A 26,101-nucleotide genomic window follows, 5' to 3' on the forward strand; every position below is an offset into this window, starting at 1 on the left:
CCGACCAACGTGGCACTCAGGCCGCGGTGTCGCGAAATTGGAGGCTGGCCAGGCGCCGGTACAACGCGTTGGCGTTGATCAACTGGTCGTGACTGCCGACCGCCAGCAGCCGGCCCTCATCAAACACCGTAATCCTGTCGGCATCTCGGACTGTTGACAGCCGATGAGCGATCACCAGAGTGGTTCGGCCCTCGGTGAGCGCCGGCATGGCCTGCTGGATCAAGTGTTCGCTTTCCGCATCCAGCGCGCTGGTAGCTTCATCCAGCAGCAGAATCGGGGCATCAGCCAGCAGCGCCCGGGCAATCGCCAGCCGCTGTTTCTGACCACCTGAAAGTCCCATGCCGGCATCGCCCAGAGGTGTGTCGTACCCTTGCGGCAGGCTTTGAATAAATTCATGGGCATGGGCAATACGAGCGGCCTTCTCGACCTCGGTTTGAGTGGCATCTGGACGGGCGTAGCGAATGTTGTCAGCCACAGTGCCGTGAAACAGCGCGGGATTCTGAGGAACCAGAGCAAAACACCTTCGCAGCTCAGACAGGGGCAGGCTGGCTGTGTCTATGCCATCCAACCGGATAGAACCGGCCTGTAGCGGATAGAAACCCAGTAGCAGATCAAACAACGTGGATTTACCGGCACCGGACGGACCGACCAGGGCAAGGGTCTCACCCGGCTGGATCTCCAGAGAGACCTCGGCAAGCGCTGGTCGCTCCGTGCGCCCGCTATAGCTGAAGGTCAGGTTATCCAGAGTGATAGCACCGGTCACCGTGCCCGGAAGCCTGGCGGTTCCCGTCTCGGGGCGCCGCTCCGGCTCGGTCTGCAGCAGCTCAAACAGGCGAGCTGCGGAACCAGCGGCGCGCTGCAATTCGCCAATCACCTCACTGATGGCTCCAGCCGCGACCCCCACCAGCAGGCTGTAGAACACAAAGGCGGCCAGCTCCCCTGGCGAGATCCGCCCGTGAATCACATCCAGCCCGCCAATCCAGATCACAATACCCACAGCCCCCATCACCAGGGAAATCGCCAGTGTGGTCAGCCAGGCGCGCTGGCGAATCCGTTGCCGGGCAATATCGAAGGCCTTTTCAGAGACCTCGGCAAAGTACCGGCGGTCGTGGGGCTGATGATTGAAGGCCTGTACGGTTTTGATCTGGCTGAGATTCTCCCCGACATAACTGCCAACATCCGCCACCCGATCCTGACTCAGTCGGGACAGCGCCCGCACCCGGCGGCCGTAAAACAGGATCGGCGCAATCACCAGCGGAAACCCCAGCAGGATGATGCTGGCCAGCTTGGCGTTGGTGATAAACAGTAATACCAGGCCGCCGATGAGCATCAGCGTGTTGCGCAACGCAATGGATACGGTAGAGCCAATCACCGATTGCAGCACCGTGGTGTCGGCGGTAAACCGGGACTGGATTTCCAGCGCCCGGTTCTGTTCGAAAAAGCCCGGGTGAAGGTCAATCAGGTGGTTGAACACTTTCTTGCGAATATCCGCCACCACCCGCTCGCCAATCCAGGACACCAGGTAGAATCGGGCAAACGAACCAAAGGCCAGGCCGAGCACCAGGACGAAGAACAGACCGACGGCTTGGGCCAGGTTCTCCGGAGATTGCGTGGCGAGGCCCTGGTCCACCAGAATACGCAAACCCTGCCCCAGGCCGAGGGTGATGCCGGCAGTGATGACCAGGGCCACCAATGCCCCGACAACCGCGCGCCGATAGGGACTGATAAACTCGATGACAAGTCTTAGCGCTTTACGATGATTGGGGCTGATGGCTGATCTCCTGATCAATCAAGATTTAATAAAGTCGTTTGTTTTACGATTTGTTCTCCATTGAAGACGTATCATAGCTGTTAGCAAGAGTGCACGGGAAAGGCTCCCCACCTCGGGCGCTCGACATCTCCAAAAGTCCAAGGATTCTGCATTGAGAGCTTACGCTGATAACGACTACCCCGCTGACCACAAACCCGATTGGTCGATCATTTCTGGATTGTGGCCCTATTTGCTGGAATTTCGGGGCCGGGTGGTGCTGGCTCTGTCATTGCTGGTACTGGCTAAACTGGCCACGGTGGCCACACCGGTGGCGCTGAAATACATCGTCGACTATCTGGACCAGAACCGCGGCGCCGACATGCTGCTGTGGATTCCGGTCGTGCTGGTGGTGGCCTATGGCTCCCTGCGCTTTGGCGCTACCCTGTTCAGTGAGCTGCGGGATGCCGTGTTCGCCCGGGTGGCCGAGCGCGCGATGCGGCGGGTGTCGCTGCGGATCTTTGAACACCTGCATCAGCGCGAGCTGGGTTTTCATCTGGACCGCAAAACCGGTGGCCTGGCCCGGGATATTGAGCGTGGCACCAACGGCATCAGCTTTCTGCTCCGCTTCACCCTGTTCAACATCGTGCCCACCATCCTGGAAATCCTGTTGGTGGCGGGCATCCTGTTAGTGGTGTTCAATGTCGGCTATGTGCTGGCCATTCTGGTGGCAGTGGTGGTGTATGTGGTGTTCTCCATCAAGATCACCGAGTGGCGAACCAAGTTCGTGCGCGAGGCCAATGCCCGGGACAACCAGTCCAACTCCCGGGCCATCGACAGCCTGCTCAACTACGAAACCGTCAAATACTTCAACAACGAACGCTACGAAGCCGAACTGTACGACCAGGACCTGGACGACTGGGAAAAGGCCAGGCTGAAGAACCGCTTGTCCCTGGCCACCCTGAACGCCGGCCAGGCGCTGATCATCGGCGTGGCGCTGATTGTGATCATGGCCATGGCAGTGGGCGAAGTGGCCACTGGGGAGATCACTCTGGGCGATTTCACCATGATTAACGCCTACCTGATCCAGCTGTTCATCCCCCTGAACGCCCTGGGCTTCGTCTACCGGGAAATCCGCCAGGCCCTGGTGAACGTGGAGCGCCTGTTCAAACTGCTGGGGGATAAACCCGCGATCCAGAACGCACCGGATGCCAAACCCCTGGCTGTGGATAACGGCGAGGTACGCTTCGAACACATCCACTTCGCCTACCGCCCGGACCGGCCCATCCTTCAGGATGTGAATTTCACCATTCCGGCTGGCCACACGGTAGCGGTGGTGGGTGCCAGCGGTGCCGGCAAATCTACCCTCGCCCGGCTTCTGTTCCGCTTCTACGATGTGGATAAAGGTGCTATCCGGATTGATGGCCAGGATATTCGTGAAGTAACCCAGGACAGCCTGCGTTCAGCCATTGGTGTGGTTCCGCAAGACACCGTCCTGTTCAACGACACCCTGTATCGAAATCTTGCCTACGGCCGCCCCGAAGCGACCGAGGAAGAAGTCTACCGGGCCGCCCGCATGGCCCATCTGGAGGACTTTATCCACAGCCTGCCGGAAGGTTACGACACCAAGGTGGGTGAACGGGGCCTGAAGTTGTCCGGTGGCGAAAAGCAGCGGGTGGCCATTGCCCGGGTAATTCTGAAGAACCCGCCTTTATTGATTCTGGATGAGGCGACCTCTTCGTTGGACTCCCTTTCCGAACAGGCAATCCTCGGTGCTTTGAAGGAGGTTAGTCGTCAGCGTACCACTCTGGTAATTGCTCACCGGCTGTCTACCATTCGTGACGCCAATACCATTCTGGTGATGGACGGTGGCAGGATTGTGGAAAGTGGTAGTCACAATGACTTGTTAGCACGCGGTGGTCACTACGCCCACCTGTGGGAGCAGCAGCATCGGAGTGGCGAACAGTAAGGGGGAAGGCCCTGCCAAAACACGCTGTGAATACGTCCGTGTACGCTCTGCTCCGCCATCCATGGCTCCGCAAGGTTTTGGCAGGGCCTTCCCCCTCACTGTCGCATCTGGCTTGGGTGTTCAGTGTTTTGAAAAGGCCTCCCCCGCTGAACCCCGGGACCCTTACTCCGTTAACCGAAGAGCCAGACCCGAAGCCCGCACCACCTGCTGCCCTACGCTATCCTTGAACACCTGCGCATCGCCAGTAATCAGGCTGAACCAGTTTTTCGCGCGGGTAATACCGGTGTAGACAAGCTCTTTGGTGAGCACCGGGCTGAGGCGATCTGGTAACACCAAGCAGGTGTGGTTGAACTCCGAACCCTGGGATTTATGCACCGTCATGGCATACACCGTTTCCAGTTGCTGCAGACGGCTGGGGGAAATCCAGCGAATGCCGCCGGTGCTGTCACCGCTGGGGAAGGCTACCCGAAGGGTCTGTTTTGGCTCGCCGGATTCGGTTTTATCCCAAGGTACACTGAAGGTAATCCCGATATCCCCGTTCATCAGGCCCAGGTTGTAGTCGTTGCCGGTGACCAGTACCGGCCGACCGGCATACCAGCCGTCGGTTTTGTCGATCAGCTTTTCTGCCAGCAACTGTTGGGCGATGCGCTGGTTCAAGCCTTCCACACCCCAGGGTCCTTTCCGTAACGCACACAGAACCTGGAAATCATTGAAGGCTTCCAGCACCGCTACCGCGTGGGCATCCCAGGCTTCCCGCGGACTGTCTGCGGTTAAACCGGAGCTGTGGATAACTTCCAGGTAATGGCGATAGCCCACCGGCGCTGGCAGCGCTTTGCCATTCACCACCCGCCCCTGCCCGGCGTTGCGGAAACTCTCGGGAGTGCCGGTGATGGCGTGGCGGCAGATCAGCTCCAGCGTCTGCTCCGGGTCGGGTCTCGCTGTGTGGCCGTTCAGCCAGATCACATCATCAAACTCGGCGTCCCGAATCTGCTTGAGCACGGTGCCTGTCAGAGCGCTCGTATTAACAGCTTCCGCTAACTGCCGGATACCGCTGTCCTGCCCGAAACGATAGCTCTTGCGCAGCATGGCCACGGCCTGATCCAAGGGCTGGCCGGAGTTATGCACAAGATTGTCGGGTACCCGGGCGCCGGTGATGGCACCCAGCCAGATGGCGGTGTCCGGGGTGTAGTGGGCGTCGAAAGCCCGCTGGCACAGTTCGCCCAATACGGCGCCGGCATCCACCGAGGCCAGCTGGTCCTTGTCGCCCAGCAGGATCAGTTGTGCAGTGGCGGGCAGGGCGTCGAATACCGAGGCCATCAGGTCCACATCCACCATGGAGGCTTCGTCGATCACCAGGATATCCACCAGCAGCGGGTTGTCCTGGTTGTGACGGAACTGGCGGGTGTCGGGCCGGCTGCCCAGTAACCGGTGCAGGGTGGTGACCTTGGTGGGAATGTCGTCCAGTTGCACGGAGCCCGGTAAGTCTGCCAGTGGCAGTTTGCTGACGGCGCCGCCAATGGATTCGTTCAGGCGGGCGGCGGCCTTGCCGGTGGGCGCGGCCAGGCGGATACGGTACTTGCGCCCTGCCCGTTCCGGGCTTTCCCCGGCTACGGCCTGCAGGGCCGCCAGAAGATTCACAACGGTGGTGGTCTTGCCGGTACCCGGGCCGCCGGTGATCACCGCAAAGCGGTTGCGGGCCGCCAGGGCGCAGGCCAGTTTCTGGTAATCCACCGGTTCGGTGGACCGGAACAGTTTGTTGAGGGCTGTGGATAAGGTTTGCGCGGCCACCGATTGAGGGTCTGCCAGCGGCGACGGCAAGGCCAGCCGTTGCTGGATACCCTCGGCAATACGCTGTTCGTAGCGCCAGAACCGGCGCAGGTACAACCGGCTGCCGTTCAGTACCAGCGGTGCCGGCACGGAGCCATCGCTAACGGCGAAAGAGCCTTGCAGGGCCGCCAGGCAATCGGCCAGTTGCACCCGGGCCAGCAGATCCTGTGGATAAATCCCTTGCAGGTTGGCTACCTCGGATTCGGACAGACCGGCATGGGTCGGTTCTTCTGGCGGCAGCGCCAGGGTATGGCCGGCATCGGCCAGCAGCGTGGCCAGGTCGATGCACACGTGGCCCCGTCCCACCTGGTGGGAGGTTAGCGCGGCCAACAGCAGCACCAATGGTTGCGGGCTTTCACCCTGCTCTTCGCTGAGTTCCCGGATCAGCCGGGCAAAGCCGGTATCCAGCGGGCGAATCCAGCCGGCCTGTTGCCATTGCCCTAACAGGGTTTCGGTGTCGTTCAAGTTGGCCAGGTGATGGGAGTTATCCACAGGCTTGCGCGGTTCCGTTGCTGTTGTGTTCACCGGCGTGTCGTCCCCCAGGTCCAGGGCAAACTGGTTTTCGGTATGGCGGGTACGGCTCATGCGGCCACCTCCCCGGAGACTGGCTCGCCATCGAACAGGGCATCCAGTTGTTCAATCAGCACTCTGGGGGGCTTGTCGGTAAACGCGCCGCCGCTGGCGGAATTCACCCCGCGCAGGAACAGGTACACTGCGCCACCGATGTGCTGGTCGTAGTCATAATCCGGCAGCCGGGCTTTCAGCAGCCGGTGCAGGGCCAGCAGGTAGAGCACGTATTGCAGGTCGTAGCGCTTGTCCAGGATCGCCTGGCCCATGGCCTGGTCGGTGTAGGCGGCGTCCTCGCCCAAAACATTGGATTTGTAATCCAGCACGTAATACTGCCCCTTGTGTTCAAACACCAGGTCGATAAAGCCCTTGAGCATGCCGTTGAAGCGGTGGGTTTCGGCCCGGGGCCGGTCCGCGCCGTTCAGGGTGTGACGGGTGACCAGCGCATCCAGCTGCCGGATGCTGACATTGCGGCTTTCAAACCAGAATTCCAGTTCCGGGCGCAGGCTTTCCAGTTGCGCCAGGCTGGCGCTTTGCTGCCTTTCCCGGTCCAGCTTCAGCGGTTTCCGGATCAGTGCCAGCAGCCACTGTTGCAGGGGTTCCACCCAGTCGCTCCAACCCCGGGTACCACAACGGCGGGTGAGCTGTTCGTGCAGCAGCTCGGAGTTATCCACAACCCGCTGGAAGCCCTGGGCCGTGCACCATTCCAGTAATTCGTGCAGAAAGGTGCCGGGGCCGGCGCCTTTGGGGAAATGGTGATGGTTCCGTACGCTGGGCATGGCCGGCGCTTCGTCGGCTGGCTCCTGGGCGCTTTCTTCCAGCAGGTTCTGGGTCTGGGCGTCTTCCACCTCGCCGGTGAAGGTAACACCGGTGCCTGCCATGCCGGTGTATTCAATGCTGGAGTAACTGGCAATCCACCAGTCTTCCCTGGCTTCCCGGCTGGAGACCAGTGCCGGCCCCAGGGCTTCCGGGGCGGTTTCGGTGAATATCGTGCTTTCGGCTTCCGGCAGCGGGGTCATCCGGATTTCCGGGCGACCCTGGGCCAGGGTTGTCAGCGCCTGGCTGATGCCCTGCTCCGGTGATCCGGCCAGCACGTAGCCCAAACCGCTGTGCTGCCAGTTATCCACAGCCGCCGCGCCCACCCAGGTGGCAAACCGGGCCCGGGTCAGGGCCACGTAGAGTTTGCGAATGTCCTCGCCCAGGCGTTCCTGGTCGGCTTGTTCGATGTCTTCCGGCGTGGGGTCGAACACCGTTACCAGCTTGCGGGTGTCGTCGTGGTAGCGAACATACGCCTGCTTCTGGTTCTCTGCCCGGAAGGCGGTGCCGAAAGGCAGGAACACCAGCGGGTATTCCAGGCCCTTGGATTTGTGCACGGTAATCACCTTCACCAGCCCGGCGTCGCTTTCCAGGCGCAGGGTGCGGTGTTCGTCTTCTTCATCCGCCGCCCGCAGAATCTGGGTGAAGTGGTGCACCAGCGCGTGTTCGCCGTCCAGTTGCAGGCTGTCCTGCTGCAGCAGTTCGGCAATGTGCAGGATGTCAGTAAGCCTTCGCTCACCGTCGGGGCGTTGCAGCAAAAGGCCGGGCACCTCGAAGTCCATCAGAAAGCTGCGCAGCATCGGCAGCACGCCCTGGCTTTGCCACTGCTGCTGGTAGCCCTGAAAGCGCTCGATTTCCCTCTCCAACACCAGCTCGTCGGTCAGCAGCAAGTCCAGCGTCTGCCAGCTCTGGCCCAGGGTCGGTGTGGCCAGGGCGGTGCGGATGAAGGCCAGTTGCCGGGGCTCGGCGAAGGCCCGCAGCCAGCACAACACTTCCTTGGCTTCCTGGGAAGTCAGCACCGAATCCCGGTCTGACAGGTACACGCTCTTGATGCGCCGGCGCCCGAGGGCATCCCGCACCGCGGCCGCCTCGTTGCGGTTGTTCACCAGCACGGCGATGTCTTTGGGGGCCACCGGCTCCAGGTCGGCGGGGTTATCCGGCAGGGCAAAGCCGGCCTGTCCGGCCTGGCCCAGGGTCAGTAGCCGGGCAATTTCACTGGCGCAGGTTTCGGCTATCTCGGTGGTGGCGGTGCCCTTGGCGAGCCCCTTCGGGTTGCCTTCCTTGTCGGATTCACCGGATTCGTGGGTCCAGAACACCAGGCTGGGCTGGATGTCACCCTGCACCGCCCACAGGCGCCTGGTGCCGTTGGCATCCACGCCCTGGAACGGCAGCGGCGTGCTGTCGCCCTTACCGAACAGGAAGGCGCCTTTGGCGCTGTGCTGGTCGCTGTGTTCAAACACCCGGTTGACGGCGCTCACCATGGATTCGGCGGAGCGGAAGTTCTTGCCCAGGGTGAAAGTGCGTGCCTGCACACCCAGCCGTGCCTGCAGGTAGGTGTAGATATCGGCACCCCGGAAGCCGTAGATGGCCTGCTTTGGATCACCGATCATCAGCAGGCAGGTGTCCGGGCTGTTGGCTTCCACGTTATAGACCCGGTTGAAGATGCGGTACTGCACCGGGTCGGTGTCCTGGAATTCGTCAATCAGCGCCACCGGGAACTGCCGGCGGATGGTGGCCGCCAGCTGGTCGCCCCGGGGCCCGTGCAGGGCGTCGTCCAGGCGGGTGAGCAGGTCGTCAAAGCCCATTTCCGAACGTTGCTGTTTTTCCGCTTCCAGGCGCGCGGCAATCCAGTGGCTGGCGTGGCGCAGGATGTCAGACTTGGCGCTGGGCTGGTTCTGGCCGAATGCCATCAAGGCTTCGATGGCGTCGAAGGCCGGGTGATGGGGGCCGGGCTCGTCCCCTTTCAGGATGTTATCCAGGCCTTCGGGGGTCTGGTTCTTGTAACCGGCGGCGCTGTCCAGTTTCTCCGGCAGCAGTTCGTCGGAATCGGCCCAGGCCAGCAGGTTGTCCCAGACCTTGATCATGGCGTTCTTGCTGCCGCCGTGCAGGCGCTTGGCTTTGTGCAGGTGGTTCAACAGGTCGGTGACTTCCTGCTGCCACTGGGCCCAGGGGTGGGCTTTCAGTTCATTGGCCCGTGCCTGCCGTTCGCTGACCACCTGGTTGATGGCCTGGTGCACGTTCTCTGGCGGTGTGCCCAGGGCGTCCGGATCGTCGATCAGGTTGCGCACCGCCTTGCGCAGGTCGGTGGGGGTTTTCCAGTGGCTGAGGGCTTCGTCCATCAGGGCCGGCGGCAGCGGATAGACAAAGGTGCGCCAGTAATCCCGGGCCACGTCTTCCAGCAGTTCGCTCTGGTCGGTGGCCAGGGTGAGTTTGAACAGGCTGCCGCTGTCGAAGGCGTGTTCGCTGAGCATGCGGTTACACCAGCCGTGGATGGTGGACACCGCAGCTTCGTCCATCCATTCGGCGGCCAGCAGCAGTTTCTTGCGGCAGTCGGGCCAGCTGGCCGGGTCCGGATAGCTGTCATCCCGCAGCTTGTGGATAAGTGCGGTTTCCGGGGTGGGTTCCAGGCTGTCGGCGGCATCGGAAAACACCTCCGCTGCCTGGGTCAGCCGGGTGCGGATGCGGTCCCGAAGCTCCTTGGTGGCGGCGTCGGTAAAGGTCACCACCAGCAGGTTGGGGGGTAGCAGGTTCTGCAGCGGGCTGTCTTCGTCCTGGCCATGGCCGAGCACCAGGCGCACATACAGGATGGCAATGGTGAAGGTTTTACCGGTGCCGGCACTGGCCTCGATCAGCGCACTGCCGTTCAGGGGCAGCGCCAGCGGGTCCAGGTTCGGGTTGCGGTTAGGGGTTGTCTGATTCATGCCTGCTCCTCCTGGTAACCCACCTGCTCGGCGGCTGATTTGCCCTGCTCCGCTTCCCACAGAGGCACGTAAAGCTGGTGCAGCAAGGCTTCGAACTCGCCGCTGGCTATAAGCGCCACGGGGCTTTCAAAGGCGCCGCGCAGGTAGCCGGTATCCCGTTCCAGGGCGGTGGTGTAGGCCTGTTCCGCTTCACTGATGGCGCGCTCGTGGTCACCCACGTATTTCTTGCCGCCGTAGAAACTGGTGATCCAGGCAAAGCCGGCTTCGCAGTGAATGGGCAGGGCCCGGGTGGTGGCGTCCATCCAGCGGCCGAGAACGGCTTCGAAGTGTTTTTGTGCCTGTTCGGGTGCCATCACCGGGAAGTGGAATTTTCGGCCTTCTTCCTTACCCAGAATCAGGGTTTCAAAGGGCTGGCCACTGAGCTGCCCGGCCAGGTGAATCAGCCAGTCCCGCAGCAGGTTGGCGTAGCGCACTTTCTTGCCATTGCCTGAACTGCTCAGAAGGCCGGAGCTGGCGATGACCAGCCGGCACAATTGCCCTTGTGGATTGCAGCGCAGGTTGTCGATCAGGTCCGCCACTTCCGCCGAACCGAGGTCACTCGTGTGGCGAAACTCGAAGGGTAAAGGCTCGGCCACCACTTCCGGCCATTCGGCCAGGGCACCGCGATAGCGTTCGAACAGGTCCGGCAGCCGGCCGGCCAGTTCCGTGCGCAGGCGGTGTTCGGTGACGCCCATACCCAGGTCGCCCCGCCGGGCCATGCGGTCGAGTGTCGTTTCGAGCCGCTGGTACAGTTCTTCCTCGCTGGCGGCTTTAACGACACCTTCCTGAATCAGTTCGTTATCCAGTCGCCAGCGGTCCAGGCCGCTCAGGTCGAAGTTTTCGTTGTCGGTGTCTTCGTCTTCCACCTCTTCAAAGCGCACCTGCAGCCGGCGTTGGTAGAAGGTGTCGATGGGCTTTTTCAGGAAGTTTGCCAACTCGTTCAGACTGATAGGTTCTTCCGGCGCCTGATACGGCAGGGCTTGCCGGCTCTGCTCCGAGTTATCCACACCGTGGGCGCTGCGCCACTCCCGTTCGTAGGTAAACAGGCCGCGGGCCTGCAGTATTTCGGCCAGCGGTTTGGGCTGGGCGTCTTCGCCTTCGCCCAGGCCATTGGCTTTCGGGAAGTAGTCCCGGCTGAAGGGTTGTAACGGGTGTTGGGTGGTCAGGGCTTCGGTCACCGCAAGTTCCGGTTGCCCCGGCACGGCCCACAGGCTGTCCAGGTGATCCTGCAACTGGCCGATCAAGACTGAGGGTGGCCGCTCGGAATCGTCCTTGATGCTGCGCCCCACCCAGCTGATGTACAGCTGTTCCCGGGCGGACAGCAGGGCTTCCAGGAACAGGTAGCGGTCGTCTTCCCGGCGGGAACGGTCGCCGGGGCGATAGTCCTGGGCCATCAGGTCGAAATCCACCGGCGGCCGGGAGCGGGGGTAATCGCCGTCGTTCATCCCCAGCAGGCACACCTTGCGGAATGGAATGGCCCGCATGGGCATCAGGGTCGCGAAGTTCACCTTGCCGGCCAGGAAGCGCTGGTTCAGGCCGCCTTCGTCCAGGCCCTGCAGCAGCACATCCTTGACGATGTTCAGGGGCAGCGGCTGGTGATCAAGGCCTGCGGCGAGGGCATCTTCCAGCCATTGCTCGAGCTGGCGGCGGAAGCGGTTCAGCAACAGCAGGTCCTGGCCTTCCACCTTGTGGAAAAACTGCTCGAGCATGGCGGAGAACAGGGCTTCCCATTCACCGGGCGTGCGGGTGGCTTGCAGGGCCTGCCACAGGGTTTCCAGCTGGTGTACGAACTCGCCCAGGCGCCCGGCCAGGCTGGCTTGCAGGCCGCCGATTTCGCCATAGGGCTCAACCCCGCCCCAGGGCTCGTCATCGCCCATACCGTAACCCAGCAGCATGGACCGCAGGCCAGACTGCCAGGTGTTGCGATCCAGCTCCGCCGGCAGGTCCAGGCTTTCCCGGTGCTGGCCGTGCAGGCCCCAGCGGATGTTGGCGCCTTCCACCCAGCGCCGGGCCAGGGGAATCTCGTCTTCACTGATATCAAAGCGGTCGCGAATGCCGGGCACTTCCAGCAGGCTGATGATCTCGCTCACGCCAAAGCGGCTGCGGGGCAGCGACATCAGGGTTTCCAGGGCAATCAGCACCGGCTCGTGGTGGCGCTGGCCCTGGTCGGAAATGGTGAACGGAATGTGGCGTTTGCGGCCCGGCGAATAGCGGCCGAACACCGCCTGGATGTGCGGCGCATACACATTAATATCAGGCACCATCACAATCACATCCCGGGGCCGCAGCGTGGGGTCGGCATTGAACGCGGCCAGCAGTTGGTCGTGCAGGATTTCCACCTCCCGCTGGGGGCCGTGGGCGTCATGGAATACCACGGAATGGTCGCGGGCCAGATTTACCGTGCGCTGCTGTTGGCGGATTTCCTGCAGTGGCGTCAGGTTGTGGATATCGTTCTGCAGCTGGTGCAGCAGGCAGGGGTTATCCACATCGCCATGGTCGGTGAAGATGTCGATCTTCTGGCCCGGAGTCTGAAAGCTGGCGCGGTAATCGTCCGGGTTGTCGAACTCGTCCAGCAGGCGGATGTAGTCCCGGCCCTGCTTGCCCCAGGCGGCCAGGAGCGGATTGGCGTGCTGGTGCAGCTGGTCCGGATCGTCAATCTGTGACAGCACCGGGTGTGCGGCGCCCCGCTTGCGCTCGGCTTTCAGCAGTTCCCGGTCGCTGATGATATCAGCCCAGTAGAACTGGCAGGGGTTGTGCACGCACAACACCACCTGGCTAAAGCGGCTCAATACGTACAAAGCTTCGAGTGCCTGACGGGGTAGTGACGATACCCCGAACACCACAATGCGTTTGGGCAGGCGCCCCGGATTGGCTGGCTCGCTGATGCGCTGGCCCTGCTCCATAAAGCGGGTGTGAATCTGCGAACGGCTGGTGTGGGCCTCGCTGCCTACGTCTTCTACCAGCTTGCGCCAGAGTAACGGCTGCCAGAGGGTTTCCGGGTCCAGGGCCTTTTCTTCGCCCCGGGCGGTGATCACCACATCCTTGCCCTGCTCCCAGGCCGCCAGCCAGTCGGCGCGGAACACCTGGTACTGGTCGAACAGATCCGCCACTTTTTCGGCCAGCTGGAAGTTACGCAGGTCGGTATCGCTGCCGTCCAGGAATCGCGCCAGGGGCGTGAAGGCCTCATCCTGTCCCACCAGCTCCGGCAACAACCGGTACAGCCGCCATACCAGACGGCGCTTGTCGAAGGGGGATTGCTCCGGCACTTCGCCGTCCGGCAACACCGCCCGGTAGGCCTGCCAGATAAAGCGCGCGGGAAACAGGAAATCCATGCCGGCAGCAATGCCTAAGCCGCCTTCCACACCATCGTCGGTGCGCTTCTCCGCCAGTGCCAGCTTCAGCCACTGGGCAATGCCGTTACTCTGCACCAGGAAGGTCTCGCTCTGCAGCGGCGGCATAGGGTTCTGCCGGCAGATATAGACCACGGCGCGGCGCAGGTCTTCCAGGTGGTTGGCGTGGATGGCGTGAAAGCCGGGTTCAATGGCGGCCATGGGTGTCCTTAGCTGCGGAATTCGCTGGAATTGATGGCAAACAGCTTACCTTAAGCGCTCCCGGATTCGCAGAGGGTGCGCCAGGTTGCAGAACAAAGGATACCTGTGACTTGCGACAAAGAAGGTCGCGTTTGGTCAGCGCACCAGGTCGAGCAGCATTTGCCGCACCCGGGTGCTGGATTCCGCATCCAGGCAGGTCAGGTCTTCCACGTGCAGCTGGTGGCTTTGCAGAAGCCGGTACAGGGAGTCGGCCGAGATCGAGATGGAAACCTGCGTGTTGTCAGGCGCAGCGGACCAGTTCACATGCTGGTAGTGGTTGGTCTGGGCCAGATTCGGGTTTAAGAGCGCCATTCCCATAGAGCCTCCGAAGTTCAGTGCGCCGCCATAGCGGTTTGCGGTGTGGGGTAGGATGCGGGAATGTCTGGCCAGTTCAGGTACTCCGAGAAAAAGTCGGCCTGGCGTGGGGTATCGAGTAGCACTTCGATGCATTCATCAGTACTGCAACAGCCGCTGGGGCTACCATGGCAGGGCTCGGCCGATTGCAGACTTTCCAGGGCGCTGAACAGTACGTAGTCTGCGGCGGTATGGTCGCCCCGGTCGTGCAGGGCACGGCACACCAGAATGGCGGCCAGCGTCAGCTCCACATGCATGCAATCCGGGTGGTCAGCCCGCGCCAGACAGGCCAGGTCAAAGGCGCTGCCGGTGGCGGCAATCATCTTTTCGGTATCCTGGTTCTCGCAGAAGGTGAAGGCGTATTCCATCCAGAACAGCCATAACTCGTTCTGTTCATTGAGGGAAAGACGGGCAAACATCCGGCGGTGGCGTGGGCAGAGAAATTTCATGGCGTCCTCCTTGTCGTGATGCAAATGATAATAGTTATCATTAAATAGATTCGCAAGGGTAGCGATGATTAATTTTTGTGCATGGAATCGGTTTGAGCCGGCCCGCCTTCCGGCGTAAAGTTTGTGGCCTCATTGCCAATCCGACGTCTGCATTCCTATGACCAAGCACCGACCGGTTCCCGCCAGCCTGGATGATCCACTCTACTATCTGGAGAACATGGATATTCTGGTGGCCTGGGTAGCGGACCACCACGCTGACCTGTTAACTGAAGCAGAGCGAAACCGGCTGTCGGCCTTTGCCAGCCTGGAGACCGGGCCCCGGGCGTTGCTCACGCGGATGGTCATGCGCACCGGTGAGCTGTTCCGGGCTGACAAGTTGCGCTACCCGGAACTGCCGCTGCCAGAGGCAGACGCGCTCAAGTTATTGGCGCAGGAGGGCTGGCTGAATAGCGCTCCGGATCTGAGCCTGGATGACCTGTTCCGGTTGTTTACCCTGGCGGAATTAAAGCCGGTATTTGGCGGTTGGCTGCAACAGCAAGGCTACCCGAAAACCCTGGGTAAGGCGCAGATGCGTGAGTTGCTGGCGGAACCGTTCAGCGAACCCCGGCCCTTGCGGGATTGGATGCCTGATGACGGTGAAGCTGCGCAAGTCGTCCAGCTCCAGGACATGGCCCTGTTCGACCGCATCCGCCTGATGTTCTTCGGCAACCTGCGCCAGAGCTGGACCGATTTTGTGCTGGTGGAACTGGGCGTACAGCAGTTCGAGCCGGTGCCCTTTACCCCGGAATCCCGCGCCTTTCAGCATCGCTCGGAAGTGGATTGTTACCTGCAGATGCACCAGTGCCGGGAACGGCTCGATAAGGGCGAACCGGCGGCGGACGTCTGGCCCGATGTTCCCGGCCCTGTGGATAACCCCTGGCTCACCAGCCGCCGGGACCGGCTGTTGCTGGAGCTGGGCCGGCAGGCGGAACGCCAGGGTGAGCAGGAACTGGCGTTGCAGGTATGGGCGGCCAGTAGCCACCGGGAAGCGCGGCTGAAACAGCTGCGGTTGCTGGAGCGGATGAAGCGTTTTGACGATGCCTGGGCCATTGCTTGCCGTTGGCAGACTACACAACTGAGTGATGCCGAAGCCCAGGGCCTGAGCCGCCTGCTGAAACGGCTGGCAGCCAAGGTGGGAGCCGACAAACCCGAGCCTGTGGATAACCCGCCGCTGCGGGAATTCACCCTCACCTTGCCCAGACCGGACACCGGCACCGTGGAGCTGGCGGCGGTTCAGCACCTGACCACCGAACAAGCCCCGGTGTTCTATGTGGAAAACACCCTGATCAACGCCCTGTTCGGCCTGCTGTGCTGGCCGGTGATCTTCAAACCCATCCCCGGCGCCTTCTTTCATCCGTTCCATATCGGCCCGGCGGACCTGACCCGGGAAGACTTTGTGGCCCGGCGCCAGCAGGCCTTTGAGGAGCGCTTTGGCCTGCTGAAAACCCATGCCTATAAACAGCGCATTCTTGAAACCTTTCAGACCAAACAGGGCATCGCCAATCCCTTCGTATTCTGGCCGGTACTGGATGAAGACCTGCTGGAGGTGGCCATGGCCTGCATTCCCGCCCATCACCTGGATGCCCTGTTCCGTCGCCTGCTCAATAACATCAAGGAACACCGCAGCGGCTTCCCGGACCTGATCCGGTTTGTGCCGGATGCCGGGCAACCGGAACAACGCTATGAAATGATCGAAGTGAAAGGCCCCGGCGACCGGTTGCAGGATCATCAGGTGCGCTGGCTGCAGTTCTTCGCCCGGCAAGGCATCCCCGCCAGCGTTTGCTATGTCCGCTGGCAGGACGATGAGGCGAGCGTGTGAAGGTTGCGGTCCGCACCCTCTGTGAATTCGCGGCCCGCCACGGCGATCTGGACTTCCGCTATACCCCGGCGCCCAGTAGCGAAGAGGGCATTGCCGGCCACCAGGCCATACAGGCCAAGCGGGGTTACGGCTATAAAAGCGAGTATTCACTAACCGGAAGCTGCTTGGGACTGGAGCTTTCCGGCCGGGCCGACGGTTACCATCCGCACAAGAACCGGCTGGAAGAAATCAAGACCCACCGGGGCGATGTGTCCCGCATCCGCGCCCACCAGCGCGCCCTGCACCGGGCCCAGTTACGGTCCTACGGCGCCCTGCTGTGCCGGCAGGAAAACCGCAAAAGCGTGGAGCTGGCGCTGGTGTATTACGACACCGGCCGGGACAAGGAAACGGTGCTCACCGAAACTGCCAAAGCCGACGAGCTCTGGCAGGAACTGGAAACCCTGTGTGGCCGCTACCAAGCCTGGGCCGAGCAGGAAGAGCACCATCGGGATCAGCGTGATGCCCTCTTGGCCACCCTGACCTTTCCGTTCCCGGACTTTCGCCCCCGGCAACGGCAGCTGGCGGAAACCGTGTACAAGAACTCGGTCAAAGCCGGCACCCTGCTGCTGGAAGCCCCCACTGGCCTGGGCAAAACCCTGGGCACGCTGTTCCCGGCCCTGATGGCCATGCCTGCCGCCAGGCAGGACCGGCTGCTCTACCTCACCTGCCGCAACACCGCCCGGCAGCTGGCGCTGGATGCGGTGGATAAGTTGCAGGCGGCTCAGGATCAGCTACAGCCCTGGCCGTTGCGCACCCTGGAGCTAGTTTCCAAAGACGACGCCTGCGAACACCCGGACAAAGCCTGCCACGGCGAATCCTGCCCCTTGGCGAAAGGCTTTTTCGACCGCCTGCCCGATGCCCGGGCCGAGGCAGTGCAGAGCAAAGAGCCCCTAAATCAGCAGAATTTGGCGACAATCGCCGCAGGTCATGACATTTGTCCGTATTTTCTCGCCCAGGAAATGGCCCGCTGGAGCGACCTGGTGATTGGCGATGTGAACCGCATGTTCGACCAGTCCGCCCTGCTGCACGGCCTGATCCGCCAGAACAACTGGCAAGCCAGCGTGCTGGTGGACGAAGCCCACAACCTGGTAGACCGTGCCCGGGGCATGTATTCGGTGCAGCTGGAGCAGCAGCGGCTGTTAAAGCTGAAGAAGATTGCCCCGAAACCGGTCAAAGCAGCGCTCGACCGCACCGCCCGGGCCTGGCAAGCGCTGATCCGGGATCATGGCGAACAGGCCCAACCGGTGTTCCTGGCGACTCTGCCGCCGCAGTTGCTGGGCGCACTGCAGGCCATGGTCTCCGTGATTACCGATTACCTGGCCGACAACCCGCCGGACCTGGCCCTGCAGGAAGTGATGTTCGAAAGCGTGGCCTTTATGAAGCTGGCGGACAGCTTCGGCGACCACTCCCTGTGTGAATTCCAGCGCACCGGCCGGGGCCGCGCCAGCCTGACCATCCAGAATCTGGTCCCGGCGGATTTCCTCACCGAGCGCTTCAAGGCCGCCCACTCGGTACTGCTGTTCTCCGCCACCCTCAGCCCAGGTGTCTATTACCGGGACCTGCTGGGCCTGCCGGAAGATGCCCGCTTCACCTCCCTGCCCAGCCCGTTCAGTGCCGAACAATTGCAGGTGCAGTTCACCCCCGGCATCAGCACCCGGCAGGTACACCGGGAGGACTCCCTGAAACCCATCGCAGAACTGATCGCCAGGCAGTACAGGGAACGGCCGGGCCATTACCTGGCGTTCTTCAGCAGCTTTAGATACGCCAAAGAAGTGAGTGACACCCTGGCGCAGCAGGCGCCGGATATTCCCCAACGCGCCCAGCAGCCGGGCATGAGCCCGGAGCAACGCCGGCAGTTCCTGGCGGAGTTCCAGAAGCCCGAAGGCTCAGTAGCCTTCGCGGTACTCGGCGGCGTGTTCAGTGAAGGCATCGACCTGCCCGGCGACCAGTTGATCGGCGCCTTCGTGGCCACCCTCGGCCTGCCACCGTTCGATGCCTGGCATGAAACCCTCAAAGACCGCCTGCAACAGCGCTTCGGTGAAGGCTACAACTACACCTACCTGATTCCCGGCCTGCAGAAAGTGGCCCAGGCCGCCGGCCGGGTGATTCGCACTCCAGACGACCGGGGCGTGATCTGGTTGATTGACGACCGCTTCCTGCAGCCATCAGTGAAACGCATGTTGCCCTGTTGGTGGTTTCCCGACAGCCACTGAGCCTGCCAGCGCCGTCATGTCATCCCTTTGAAAAGGGAGACATTTTGCCGCAGACATTGGTAGTAGCGGCATGCCGCTATATCTAATTTCGGTCGCTTGCTTACAATCTGTACCCCTAAAAGCCTACCTTCCCGATTTTCAAGGACAGCTACCGCAAATGAACAATACGGATCTTGTTTTCCAGAGCTACGGTCGTTGCTGCCGCAAAGATGACTTCTTCGTGGATTTCTACGACTTCTTCATGGCCAGTTCCGATGCCATTCGCAACCGTTTCCAGAACACGGATATGGCCGCCCAGCGCCATTTGCTGCGCAATGGCGTGATGCAGATTATTCTGGTGGCCCGCGGTATGTCGGATCGAAAACTCAAAGATCTGGGCGAAAGCCACAATCGCCATAACCACAACATCCAGCCCGAGTGGTACGGCTTGTGGGAAGACTCACTGCTGAAAACCGTCCGCACGCACGATCCTGAATACACGCCGGCACTGCGCGAAGCCTGGCAGGAAGTGTTGAAGCCGGGGATTGATCTGATTCGCGGTGCTTACTGAGTAGGCCCGCTTAGCCAGTCTGAACAGAGCGGACACGAAAAGGCCCCAGAACGGGGCCTTTTGAATGTTTAGCCGAACTGGAAAAACGCCAGCTTGTTGCCATCCGGATCACGCACGTAAGCGCCGTAGAACTGGTTCGGAATACGCTGCCCCGGCTCGCCGTCGCAGGTAGCACCCAGTTCAATGGCTTTCTTGTAGAACTTATCCACCGCTTCTTTCGAACCCGGGTGGATCGCCACCATGTTGCCATTACCGGGATGGTTGGGCTCACCGTTGAAGGGTGTGCAGACCGCCAGCATCGGCGATTTCATATCCTTGCCGATAAACGCAATGCGCTCCATATCCAGCAGTACCTTGCCGCCCAGCTCGCCCAGCAGGTCACTGTAGAACTGTTTGGCCTTGTTCATATCGCTGACGCCAAGGGTTACGTATCCGATCATGGTGTTTCTCCGTGGTTGATTGGGATTGGGTATACGACGGCTTTCACGTTTCAGAGCAGATCACGATGGCAGCGGTGTTCTTTGCCGCGCTTTGCTATTGTTCCTGAAGCATCCCACTGTTTAAGGACAACCACATGAAGCTGTCTACCCTGGTGACCACGGTACTCCTGTTGCTGACCGGTTGCACCGGCCTGCCCAAAGGCATTGAGCCGGTTACCGGTTTCGACAAAGACCGCTACCTGGGCACCTGGTATGAAATCGCCCGCCTGGACCACTCGTTCGAGCGGGGCCTGAGCCAGGTCACCGCCGAATACAGCCTGAATGACGACGGCAGCATCAAGGTGATCAACCGGGGCTACAACGTCGAAGAAGGGGAATGGCAAGAGGCCGAAGGCCGGGCGGTGTTTGTGGGCGACAGTGACGTGGGCCATATGAAGGTGTCGTTTTTCGGGCCGTTTTACGCGTCCTACGTGGTGTTCGAGCTGGATGACGACTACTCCACGGTCTACATCACCGGCTACAACCGGAACTACCTGTGGCTGATGTCCCGCACGCCGGAGGTGAGTGATGAGGTGCTGGAGGCTTTTAAGGCGCGGGCTGAGGCTGAGGGGTTTGAGCTTGGGGAGTTGATTGTGGTGGAGCAGTGAGACTCCGTTATTCCGCACCAGGCTCCATTAGTGAAACAAACCGGAGGCGATCCGAGATCAGTGCCTGATAACGGTCTTTCATTTCCTCTGGCATGAACGAAGCCTCGATTATGGCCGGCGCGGTTTTCTGAACCTTCCTGGCCAGGCTCGTGATACGATTTTTTACGGCCTTGCCAATCAGCCCTGCCTTAACACCGAGCTCCACGAAATCCGAGCCGGCGAAATAGCCATTACCCATGGTTCCGTAGTATTCGGGCTCGCCGTTTTCCAGCATTTTGAGCGCCATGGGACTTTCCGCCATAGAGCTGTACAGGGCGGAGGCGAGGACATCGTAGCAAGGGGTCAGTTTGAACACCGGTTCATGGAAGAAACTGATGTTTTTCAGGTGATGGTCGTCGTTGCCCACCAGATAGCTGAACACCAGTCTTTCCAGAAGCTCCATGGCCACTGCCATGCCGCCGTGCTCAATCACCAGTTCAATGACTTCCTGATAGCTGGCCGCCGTGTATTTTTGGGAGGAATCCGCGTTGGAAATCCCCAAAGCCTGCATGGCATCTTCCTGGTGAGTTCGAGCACCACTTTCAATGTCCCGGTCGTAGCGGCGGATGACAAATACGAGGTGGTCATCCTTCAGGCTGATAAGTCCGCATGGAGGCACCGGGAAACCGACTCTCCGCATCAGTGTAAGGGTGGCATGCTCGTTTTCTGCCACGTAGGGATATTCTTCCGGTGAGGGTTTCATGATGAATTGGCCATTGCTGTCCACAAGCTTGAGCTTACCCGCCTCGATGGCTAGCTGGGCTTTCATCTGGACGCCGCTGATCGAGAAACCATGGGTTTTCCGTGGTATCGCTGTCACCAGGTCTTTGCGGCTTTCTGCCAATGCCAGGTTGACCTTTCGGGTGCCAAACAGCTGCCCAAGACAGGCACCGTGGTACTGAATGCGGGCGCTCTCGGGCAGTGATTTAAGACAGATCAAACAGTTCAATGGTTACTGCTCCGGGCAGGTCGTTGCCGTTGTGTACCAGCAGGGAAAACTCGTCGTTCGGGTCTATGTGTTGCTCAGTCGCCTGCACCCGCTTCAGCCAACCCTCACTGACAAGGCCACTGAAGTAAGCCGGTAACCCCTTTGATTCATAGGGTTGTTCACGCAGTGGAAGGCTAAGGCTGAGGGCTGGCTGGCCTAGCTGCAGATAGGCTTTGTCGTACTGGAAGCGAACGGTGCTCCCCTTCCTTTCCAGGATTCCCGCAACCAGGCCCTTCATTTTTACCCGGGCTTTCATTTCAGTTCGATCCAGATCCGGAAGTTAAGGACCGACCCTATGCCTTCGAGGGTGCGAAGTGTGGGGTTGCCAGTACCGTTCTCTATGGCCCGGTAGGTGGTGGGTGAGATGCCACACAGTTCGCCTACGTCTGCCGCATTCAGGTCAAGCGCCTTTCTGCGGGCTTCAAGCAGCTCCGCCAGCTCGGAAAGCGGGTGTAAGTCCGGCTCTTCAGACGCTTCGATGCGCTCCGCCAGGGTCTGCAGATGGCGGATTTCTTCGGTGATCGCTGTCAGTAGTGCCTGTTTGGTTTGCATGATGTTTGCCGGATTATCAGTAAAGTGATATTTCAAGCACTTTTGAAAATAATAGCCACTATAATGGTTTTTTAGCCGATGAAAATCAATTTAATTGTTTATGTATTGATATTTTCTTTAATCTGTCAATTTAGAGATTCTAGGTGTGCTGCTCGTCAATAAGACACATAAACACTCCCGCCACCCGGTATCGAAAAGCCTCTTCATCGGTCAGTTCAAGTGGCTGGAAGCTTTCATCATGGGAGTTGGGATTCAACTGAATATGTTCGTGACGCCAACCATTCTCATCTTCCGCTCTGAAACTTTCATAAACCTTCACTGTGTAGCGTGACTCTGAGTCGGCATGAATGCTGTCCATGCACTCCACCAGAACCGTCTTGCCGTTTCGGGAACCACCAGGGTCAGTCCGAAACAGGCACAAGGCTCCATTGGGAATAACCCGGTTCATGGATTCGCCGATCACCCGGCAGGCAAACATGTCTTCGCGGACCCGGACTCCCTCGGGAACTGCGACCCAGTCTGGGTGCTGGGCAGGGTCAAGGTCGCTGACATCACTGAGTACTCCGAAATCCCCCGCAGCCGCCTGCAGGTCAAACAGCGGCACGGCGTTCACATAAGGTTCCAACTCCACCACGTTTGTGGCTTCAGGCTGTTCGACGTGAGCGGTATAAACCGGAATGTGCTGTTTCAGATGTTCGCGCAGTGCATCGTCACAGGCGTAGACAAAGGTGCCGCGGATGCCGCGCAGCATGATGGTGCGGTAGATGTTGATGATGTATTGCTTCAGCTCTTCCGGGTCTTTGATGCCCTGGCCGCCGGTGCGGTCGTAGTAGTTATCCTTGTCGACGACTATGGTCTGGCTTTTCGGGTCGTACCGGATCTCCTCTCCGAAGATAATCCCCGCGTAGTTCAGGTCATAGCCCTGTGTGGTATGAATGCAGCCGACTTCCCGGTGTGAGCCTTCCTTGTTGATCCAGTCGGTATTGGTGCTGTTCCAGCGTAGCTGAACATCGTCGATCACGATGTCGTAGGCCTCACTATCCTTCTTCGAGGCCCAGGGCCAGGAGTAACCGGCGATCAGCCGTGACAGCCCGACCTGCTCCTCCTTTTCGTTGATGGTACGGACCAGGTCCTTGAGGGAGTCGAACACCTCAAACTCGTAGTTCTTGGCGGTGAACATCACTCCGTCATCAACACGGCCGTTCAGTAACTTATCCACAAACTCCACATAGGGCTGTCCGGCCTTGACCCGGAACTGGGAGAGTAATCGGTGAGTCACTGAACCCTTGGCAGCTTTCAGGCGCTGAAACACCTCAACATTGGCGTCAGACGGTTTGATGGACTGGCCTTCGTCGTAGAAAAAGATCGCCTTGTCCGCTTGCTGACACACCCAGTCCACTTCGCTGCAGGTGTGCTTGTCCATACCCAGCGCGGCACAGGCTTTGTCGAAACTGCCGAAGTAGGCACCCAGATTCTTGCGCTTGCGCAAACGGTGGGACTCGTCCACCAGCACAATATCGTAGCGTTGTCTGGTCAGCTCAGACGGGCTGATGACCATGTCGGGGCTGAGCCCGGAAACGTGCCTGAATGCTTTCTTGAGGGTGGTTCGGAAGGAGGTCATCGGTACGACCAGTGCCATTTTCGGTTTTGGCATGACGGCTTTGAGCGACGAGAGCAGAGAGTGGATCTCGACCTCTTCTTCAGAGAATTCCCTCAGATTGATCTGGTGTTCTTCTGAATGGAGCAGCTTGAACAGAAAGATCGCCAGCACCGATTTGCCGGTTCCGGCTCCCCCCTCCACCACGATGTTTTTCACACCGGGGTTGAGCAGCTCGTGCATGATGGTGAGCAGACCCTGGCGCTGATCGAAGGACAGGGATTTGTAGGGGGAGTATTTGAAGACATCGGAGTTATCAAGGTGGTCCAGGGTGCGGGACACAACCCCCTTGGCAATCAACCGGTTCCAGACTTCCCGGAATACCTCTTCATACAGGGCACCGCGCTGGTAATAGTTGTGGTCAGCCAGCCCCAGGTTGCCGTTGAGGAGGGTGTATTTGCCATCGGCGGCCATGTACTTGATCAGCAAGGACTCCACATCCAGGGTGGCGGATTTGTTGAAATACTCGCTGGTGATCAGGTGAACCGCAGTCAGCAGCTGCTTTTCGTCATGCTTGAGGTGGGTGCTCATGCGGGTGAGCGTGTCGGTGGTTTCGCCGATGTAGGCGCGCCGGCGCTTTTCGTCACTGAGTACGTAAACCAGGGGCCAGTTGCCCGCGGCAAAAGCATTATCGCGCAGGTCGTTCAGGGCATCCCGGCTGAAGGGGTAGCGCTGAATCTCCACCATCGGCGAATGGCTCATAGCTCGGTGTACTTCTTCGCGGTTCCCCTGGCTTTGCTGACCGGGTATTTCTTTTCGTTCAGGGCAATCTTGTCGAGAACAATCTGTTCCACGTCCAGCTCATAGCTGTCTGCCAGCAGCAACGCATAGGCAATTACGTCGGCTAGTTCTTCCTTCACCTTGCTGACATCGGCCTGGTCCGGAGATTTCCACAGGAACAGCTCCAGCAGTTCCGAAGCCTCGATACTCAGGGCCAGCGACAGGTCTTTCGGGTTGTGGAATTGTTTCCAGTCTCTGTCATCCCGGAACTGACGTAGCCGGGCGATCGCCTCATTCATCAAAATACTCCCTTAATCTCTGGCAGATTAATCAACGATGAATAAATCTGCGGACATTACCGCTACGATATCAAAGCCCGACGGATGCTGCTTGAAGAAAACGGGGAGATACAGCGGGATACAGTGAATGCGCTTGTTTTGACTGAAATAAAAACAGGGGTGAATCCGGCCCCACTATCATCGTCGGATAGCAGCAACCGGATCTGTTCAGGACTCCGGACTCAGGACTCAGGAAACGCCGTCCAGCTCTCCAGCCAGGTATTACTCACCCGTGGGTTGATAGCGCCCAGGTAGTCAGCGGATTCGTCAAAGAACTCGCTTTTGGGCGGCCGCTTGGCTGCCTTGTCCCGGATCTGTCCTCTGGACAGGAAATACGGTGCCGTGGGGCTTTTGGTGGAGGGATGAAGAGCGCTGTCCAGCAGCGAATGGTTGCTGTTACGGGGATCCTTGAGCCATTCGTCTTCACGGAAGCCGAAGTCGTCATCCTCGGCTTCCACGGCAGCAGACTGATTACCAAGGTGGCCATCGTTTGATATCAGGTTGTGACTGAACGTGAGCTTGCCCATGGCGGCCAGAGAGGTCACTTCGTCTCGGGTGTCGATCGGTTCCAGAGCGTAGCTGTCAACGATCATGTTGTGGAAATGGCCACCGGAGCCCTCGCGCAACAAGATGCCCCGATGTTGCTTGGCAGAGCGACCGCTGCCGTACATGGTTACGTTGTAGAACGCGGGTTCGGACCTTGGCAGGGCGTTGTGGTCAGAGCCGTTGTTATCACCTTCAAAGCCGTTATCACCCACATCGCCGTATTGCTGGATGACAGCAAACTGCACGTTGCCGGTCCAGCCCCAGTCCCAGTCCCAGTCAATGCTGTCATCGGCGGCACCGGTTACGATGATGTTTTTCAGATCAACCGTACCACCGAACATTTCGATACCATCGTCCAGGGCCCGGTGTACCTGTGCGTGCTGAACAATGGTGTCAGAGCCGCACCCGCCCAGGGTGAGACCGTTCAGCTCATTGTTTTTATACACTTCAAAGCCGGCAAACTCGATCCGCGTGTACTGCACAACACCACAACTGTGGCGACTGTCGGTGCCACCAAACTGTCCCCTTGAATCGCTTTCCGGAACGCCTTCAATAGCGGCCTCGGGCTGGTTGACCGGCGCATTACCCAGCAAGACTACCCCACCCCAGTCGCCCCGGGCTCGTTCACCTGCTGGCTGGTGACTGGTAAATACCACCGGTTGCTCCTGGGTGCCCCGCGCGAACAGTTTGCTGTTTCGGGTTACCACCAGGGCCGAGCCCCGTTCACCCTCAACGGTCACACCCGGCTGAATGGTGAGCTGTGCATTATCGACGTAGATAATATCTTCGAGAATATAGCGGCGTCCGCTTTCCCATACCGTGTTGGAGACAATATCACCGCTGACTCTGACGGCTCTGTTTTCAAACGCGGTGAACCCGGCGATCGCCGCCACCAGAGCCCCCATAGCCGGAAGGACAACGACTAGATTTTTGCTCAAACGGCTGCGAGTTCGAACCGGTTTTTCCGGTTTCGTCAGTGTCTCCACGGGTGACTTTGACACCAATGGCGTGCCGGGATCGTTTGCGATGATTTCCCGGGCCAGTGCCTGAAGTTCTGGGGATCCGCTTGAGGCCACTCGGCGCAGAACATCCGCCCGATAGGCGGGTTCTCTGAGCAGTACGTTGAGGTGAACGAAGTCAACGCCGGGGCATTGGCCCTTGTCGATGCGACGCTTTAGCCGCCAGAGTTTTTCTACCATCAGGGATGAGTGATCGGACATAACTGCTGCTCCGTT

General features: G+C 60.0%; 18 protein-coding genes. 5 read left to right on the plus strand and 13 right to left on the minus strand.

The window, feature by feature from the left end:
* Positions 1–16: 16 nt before the first annotated feature.
* Positions 17–1,771 (minus strand): ABC transporter transmembrane domain-containing protein, encoded by a 1,755-nt coding sequence (locus QPL95_RS05065; protein WP_303290386.1) that lies wholly within the window; start codon positions 1,769–1,771, stop codon positions 17–19.
* Between the two features lie 151 nt (positions 1,772–1,922).
* Here QPL95_RS05065 and QPL95_RS05070 point away from each other — a divergent pair, with 151 nt between their 5' ends.
* Positions 1,923–3,716, plus strand: coding sequence for an ABC transporter ATP-binding protein/permease (locus QPL95_RS05070; RefSeq protein WP_303289919.1), 1,794 nt, complete (start codon positions 1,923–1,925; stop codon positions 3,714–3,716).
* A gap of 162 nt (positions 3,717–3,878) precedes the next feature.
* On the opposite strand, the gene recD is transcribed toward QPL95_RS05070, so the two are convergent.
* From recD to QPL95_RS05095, 5 genes are all read right to left on the minus strand, one after another.
* Positions 3,879–6,128, minus strand: a complete 2,250-nt coding sequence (gene recD / locus QPL95_RS05075) for an exodeoxyribonuclease V subunit alpha (protein ID WP_303289920.1) — start codon at positions 6,126–6,128, stop codon at positions 3,879–3,881.
* On the minus strand, positions 6,125–9,847 hold the full coding sequence (gene recB / locus QPL95_RS05080; RefSeq protein WP_303289921.1) for an exodeoxyribonuclease V subunit beta: 3,723 nt from the start codon (positions 9,845–9,847) through the stop codon (positions 6,125–6,127). Before recB ends, recD begins: the two co-directional genes overlap by 4 nt.
* Complete coding sequence (gene recC, locus QPL95_RS05085) at positions 9,844–13,437, minus strand: exodeoxyribonuclease V subunit gamma (protein WP_303289922.1); 3,594 nt, start codon at positions 13,435–13,437, stop codon at positions 9,844–9,846. Before recC ends, recB begins: the two co-directional genes overlap by 4 nt.
* A 135-nt stretch (positions 13,438–13,572) precedes the next feature.
* Complete coding sequence (locus QPL95_RS05090) at positions 13,573–13,788, minus strand: hypothetical protein (RefSeq protein WP_303289923.1); 216 nt, start codon at positions 13,786–13,788, stop codon at positions 13,573–13,575.
* 20 nt (positions 13,789–13,808) lie between these two features.
* A complete protein-coding gene (locus tag QPL95_RS05095) occupies positions 13,809–14,279 on the minus strand; it encodes a hypothetical protein (protein ID WP_303289924.1) in 471 nt (156 codons plus the stop codon).
* A gap of 157 nt (positions 14,280–14,436) precedes the next feature.
* Between QPL95_RS05095 and QPL95_RS05100 the strand changes: the two genes are divergently transcribed.
* From QPL95_RS05100 to QPL95_RS05110, 3 genes are all read left to right on the plus strand, one after another.
* Positions 14,437–16,137: a VRR-NUC domain-containing protein gene (locus tag QPL95_RS05100; protein ID WP_303289925.1), complete on the plus strand. Its 1,701-nt coding sequence runs from the start codon at positions 14,437–14,439 to the stop codon at positions 16,135–16,137.
* Positions 16,134–18,389, plus strand: a complete 2,256-nt coding sequence (locus QPL95_RS05105; protein ID WP_303289926.1) for an ATP-dependent DNA helicase — start codon at positions 16,134–16,136, stop codon at positions 18,387–18,389. Before QPL95_RS05100 ends, QPL95_RS05105 begins: the two co-directional genes overlap by 4 nt.
* 157 nt (positions 18,390–18,546) lie before the next feature.
* Complete coding sequence (locus QPL95_RS05110; RefSeq protein ID WP_303289927.1) at positions 18,547–18,939, plus strand: globin domain-containing protein; 393 nt, start codon at positions 18,547–18,549, stop codon at positions 18,937–18,939.
* Between the two features lie 68 nt (positions 18,940–19,007).
* On the opposite strand, the gene QPL95_RS05115 is transcribed toward QPL95_RS05110, so the two are convergent.
* Positions 19,008–19,379 (minus strand): VOC family protein, encoded by a 372-nt coding sequence (locus tag QPL95_RS05115; protein ID WP_303289928.1) that lies wholly within the window; start codon positions 19,377–19,379, stop codon positions 19,008–19,010.
* 134 nt (positions 19,380–19,513) lie between these two features.
* On the opposite strand from QPL95_RS05115, the gene QPL95_RS05120 reads away from it, so the two are divergent.
* Complete coding sequence (locus QPL95_RS05120) at positions 19,514–20,026, plus strand: lipocalin family protein (protein ID WP_303289929.1); 513 nt, start codon at positions 19,514–19,516, stop codon at positions 20,024–20,026.
* Between the two features lie 7 nt (positions 20,027–20,033).
* Here the strand turns inward: QPL95_RS05120 and QPL95_RS05125 are convergent, their stop codons facing one another.
* The 6 genes from QPL95_RS05125 to QPL95_RS05150 form a co-directional block, all read right to left on the minus strand.
* Positions 20,034–21,014: a type II toxin-antitoxin system HipA family toxin gene (locus QPL95_RS05125; RefSeq protein ID WP_303289930.1), complete on the minus strand. Its 981-nt coding sequence runs from the start codon at positions 21,012–21,014 to the stop codon at positions 20,034–20,036.
* Positions 20,992–21,309, minus strand: coding sequence for a HipA N-terminal domain-containing protein (locus tag QPL95_RS05130; protein WP_303289931.1), 318 nt, complete (start codon positions 21,307–21,309; stop codon positions 20,992–20,994). Before QPL95_RS05130 ends, QPL95_RS05125 begins: the two co-directional genes overlap by 23 nt.
* Positions 21,306–21,605, minus strand: a complete 300-nt coding sequence (locus QPL95_RS05135; protein WP_303289932.1) for a helix-turn-helix transcriptional regulator — start codon at positions 21,603–21,605, stop codon at positions 21,306–21,308. The genes QPL95_RS05130 and QPL95_RS05135 overlap by 4 nt, the downstream gene beginning before the upstream one ends.
* A gap of 139 nt (positions 21,606–21,744) precedes the next feature.
* Positions 21,745–23,964, minus strand: coding sequence for a DUF2075 domain-containing protein (locus QPL95_RS05140; RefSeq protein WP_303289933.1), 2,220 nt, complete (start codon positions 23,962–23,964; stop codon positions 21,745–21,747).
* A complete protein-coding gene (locus QPL95_RS05145; protein WP_232901969.1) occupies positions 23,961–24,281 on the minus strand; it encodes a nucleotide pyrophosphohydrolase in 321 nt (106 codons plus the stop codon). Before QPL95_RS05145 ends, QPL95_RS05140 begins: the two co-directional genes overlap by 4 nt.
* A 221-nt stretch (positions 24,282–24,502) precedes the next feature.
* Positions 24,503–26,086, minus strand: coding sequence for a hypothetical protein (locus QPL95_RS05150; protein ID WP_303289934.1), 1,584 nt, complete (start codon positions 26,084–26,086; stop codon positions 24,503–24,505).
* Positions 26,087–26,101: the final 15 nt, after the last annotated feature.

It is taken from the genome of Marinobacter sp. SS5-14b, assembly GCF_030541005.1.
Taxonomy (GTDB): domain Bacteria; phylum Pseudomonadota; class Gammaproteobacteria; order Pseudomonadales; family Oleiphilaceae; genus Marinobacter.

What these genes read in the sequence shown, in the direction of transcription:
- recD (WP_303289920.1), bottom strand. Translation starts at nt 6,128, where the DNA reads ATGAGCCGTACCCGCCATACCGAAAACCAGTTTGCCCTGGACCTGGGG.
- QPL95_RS05145 (WP_232901969.1), bottom strand. Translation starts at nt 24,281, where the DNA reads ATGAATGAGGCGATCGCCCGGCTACGTCAGTTCCGGGATGACAGAGAC.
- QPL95_RS05115 (WP_303289928.1), bottom strand. Translation starts at nt 19,379, where the DNA reads ATGATCGGATACGTAACCCTTGGCGTCAGCGATATGAACAAGGCCAAA.
- recB (WP_303289921.1), bottom strand. Translation starts at nt 9,847, where the DNA reads ATGAATCAGACAACCCCTAACCGCAACCCGAACCTGGACCCGCTGGCG.
- recC (WP_303289922.1), bottom strand. Translation starts at nt 13,437, where the DNA reads ATGGCCGCCATTGAACCCGGCTTTCACGCCATCCACGCCAACCACCTG.
- QPL95_RS05120 (WP_303289929.1), top strand. Translation starts at nt 19,514, where the DNA reads ATGAAGCTGTCTACCCTGGTGACCACGGTACTCCTGTTGCTGACCGGT.
- QPL95_RS05095 (WP_303289924.1), bottom strand. Translation starts at nt 14,279, where the DNA reads ATGAAATTTCTCTGCCCACGCCACCGCCGGATGTTTGCCCGTCTTTCC.
- QPL95_RS05090 (WP_303289923.1), bottom strand. Translation starts at nt 13,788, where the DNA reads ATGGCGCTCTTAAACCCGAATCTGGCCCAGACCAACCACTACCAGCAT.
- QPL95_RS05140 (WP_303289933.1), bottom strand. Translation starts at nt 23,964, where the DNA reads ATGAGCCATTCGCCGATGGTGGAGATTCAGCGCTACCCCTTCAGCCGG.
- QPL95_RS05150 (WP_303289934.1), bottom strand. Translation starts at nt 26,086, where the DNA reads ATGTCCGATCACTCATCCCTGATGGTAGAAAAACTCTGGCGGCTAAAG.
- QPL95_RS05110 (WP_303289927.1), top strand. Translation starts at nt 18,547, where the DNA reads ATGAACAATACGGATCTTGTTTTCCAGAGCTACGGTCGTTGCTGCCGC.
- QPL95_RS05100 (WP_303289925.1), top strand. Translation starts at nt 14,437, where the DNA reads ATGACCAAGCACCGACCGGTTCCCGCCAGCCTGGATGATCCACTCTAC.
- QPL95_RS05130 (WP_303289931.1), bottom strand. Translation starts at nt 21,309, where the DNA reads ATGAAAGCCCGGGTAAAAATGAAGGGCCTGGTTGCGGGAATCCTGGAA.
- QPL95_RS05135 (WP_303289932.1), bottom strand. Translation starts at nt 21,605, where the DNA reads ATGCAAACCAAACAGGCACTACTGACAGCGATCACCGAAGAAATCCGC.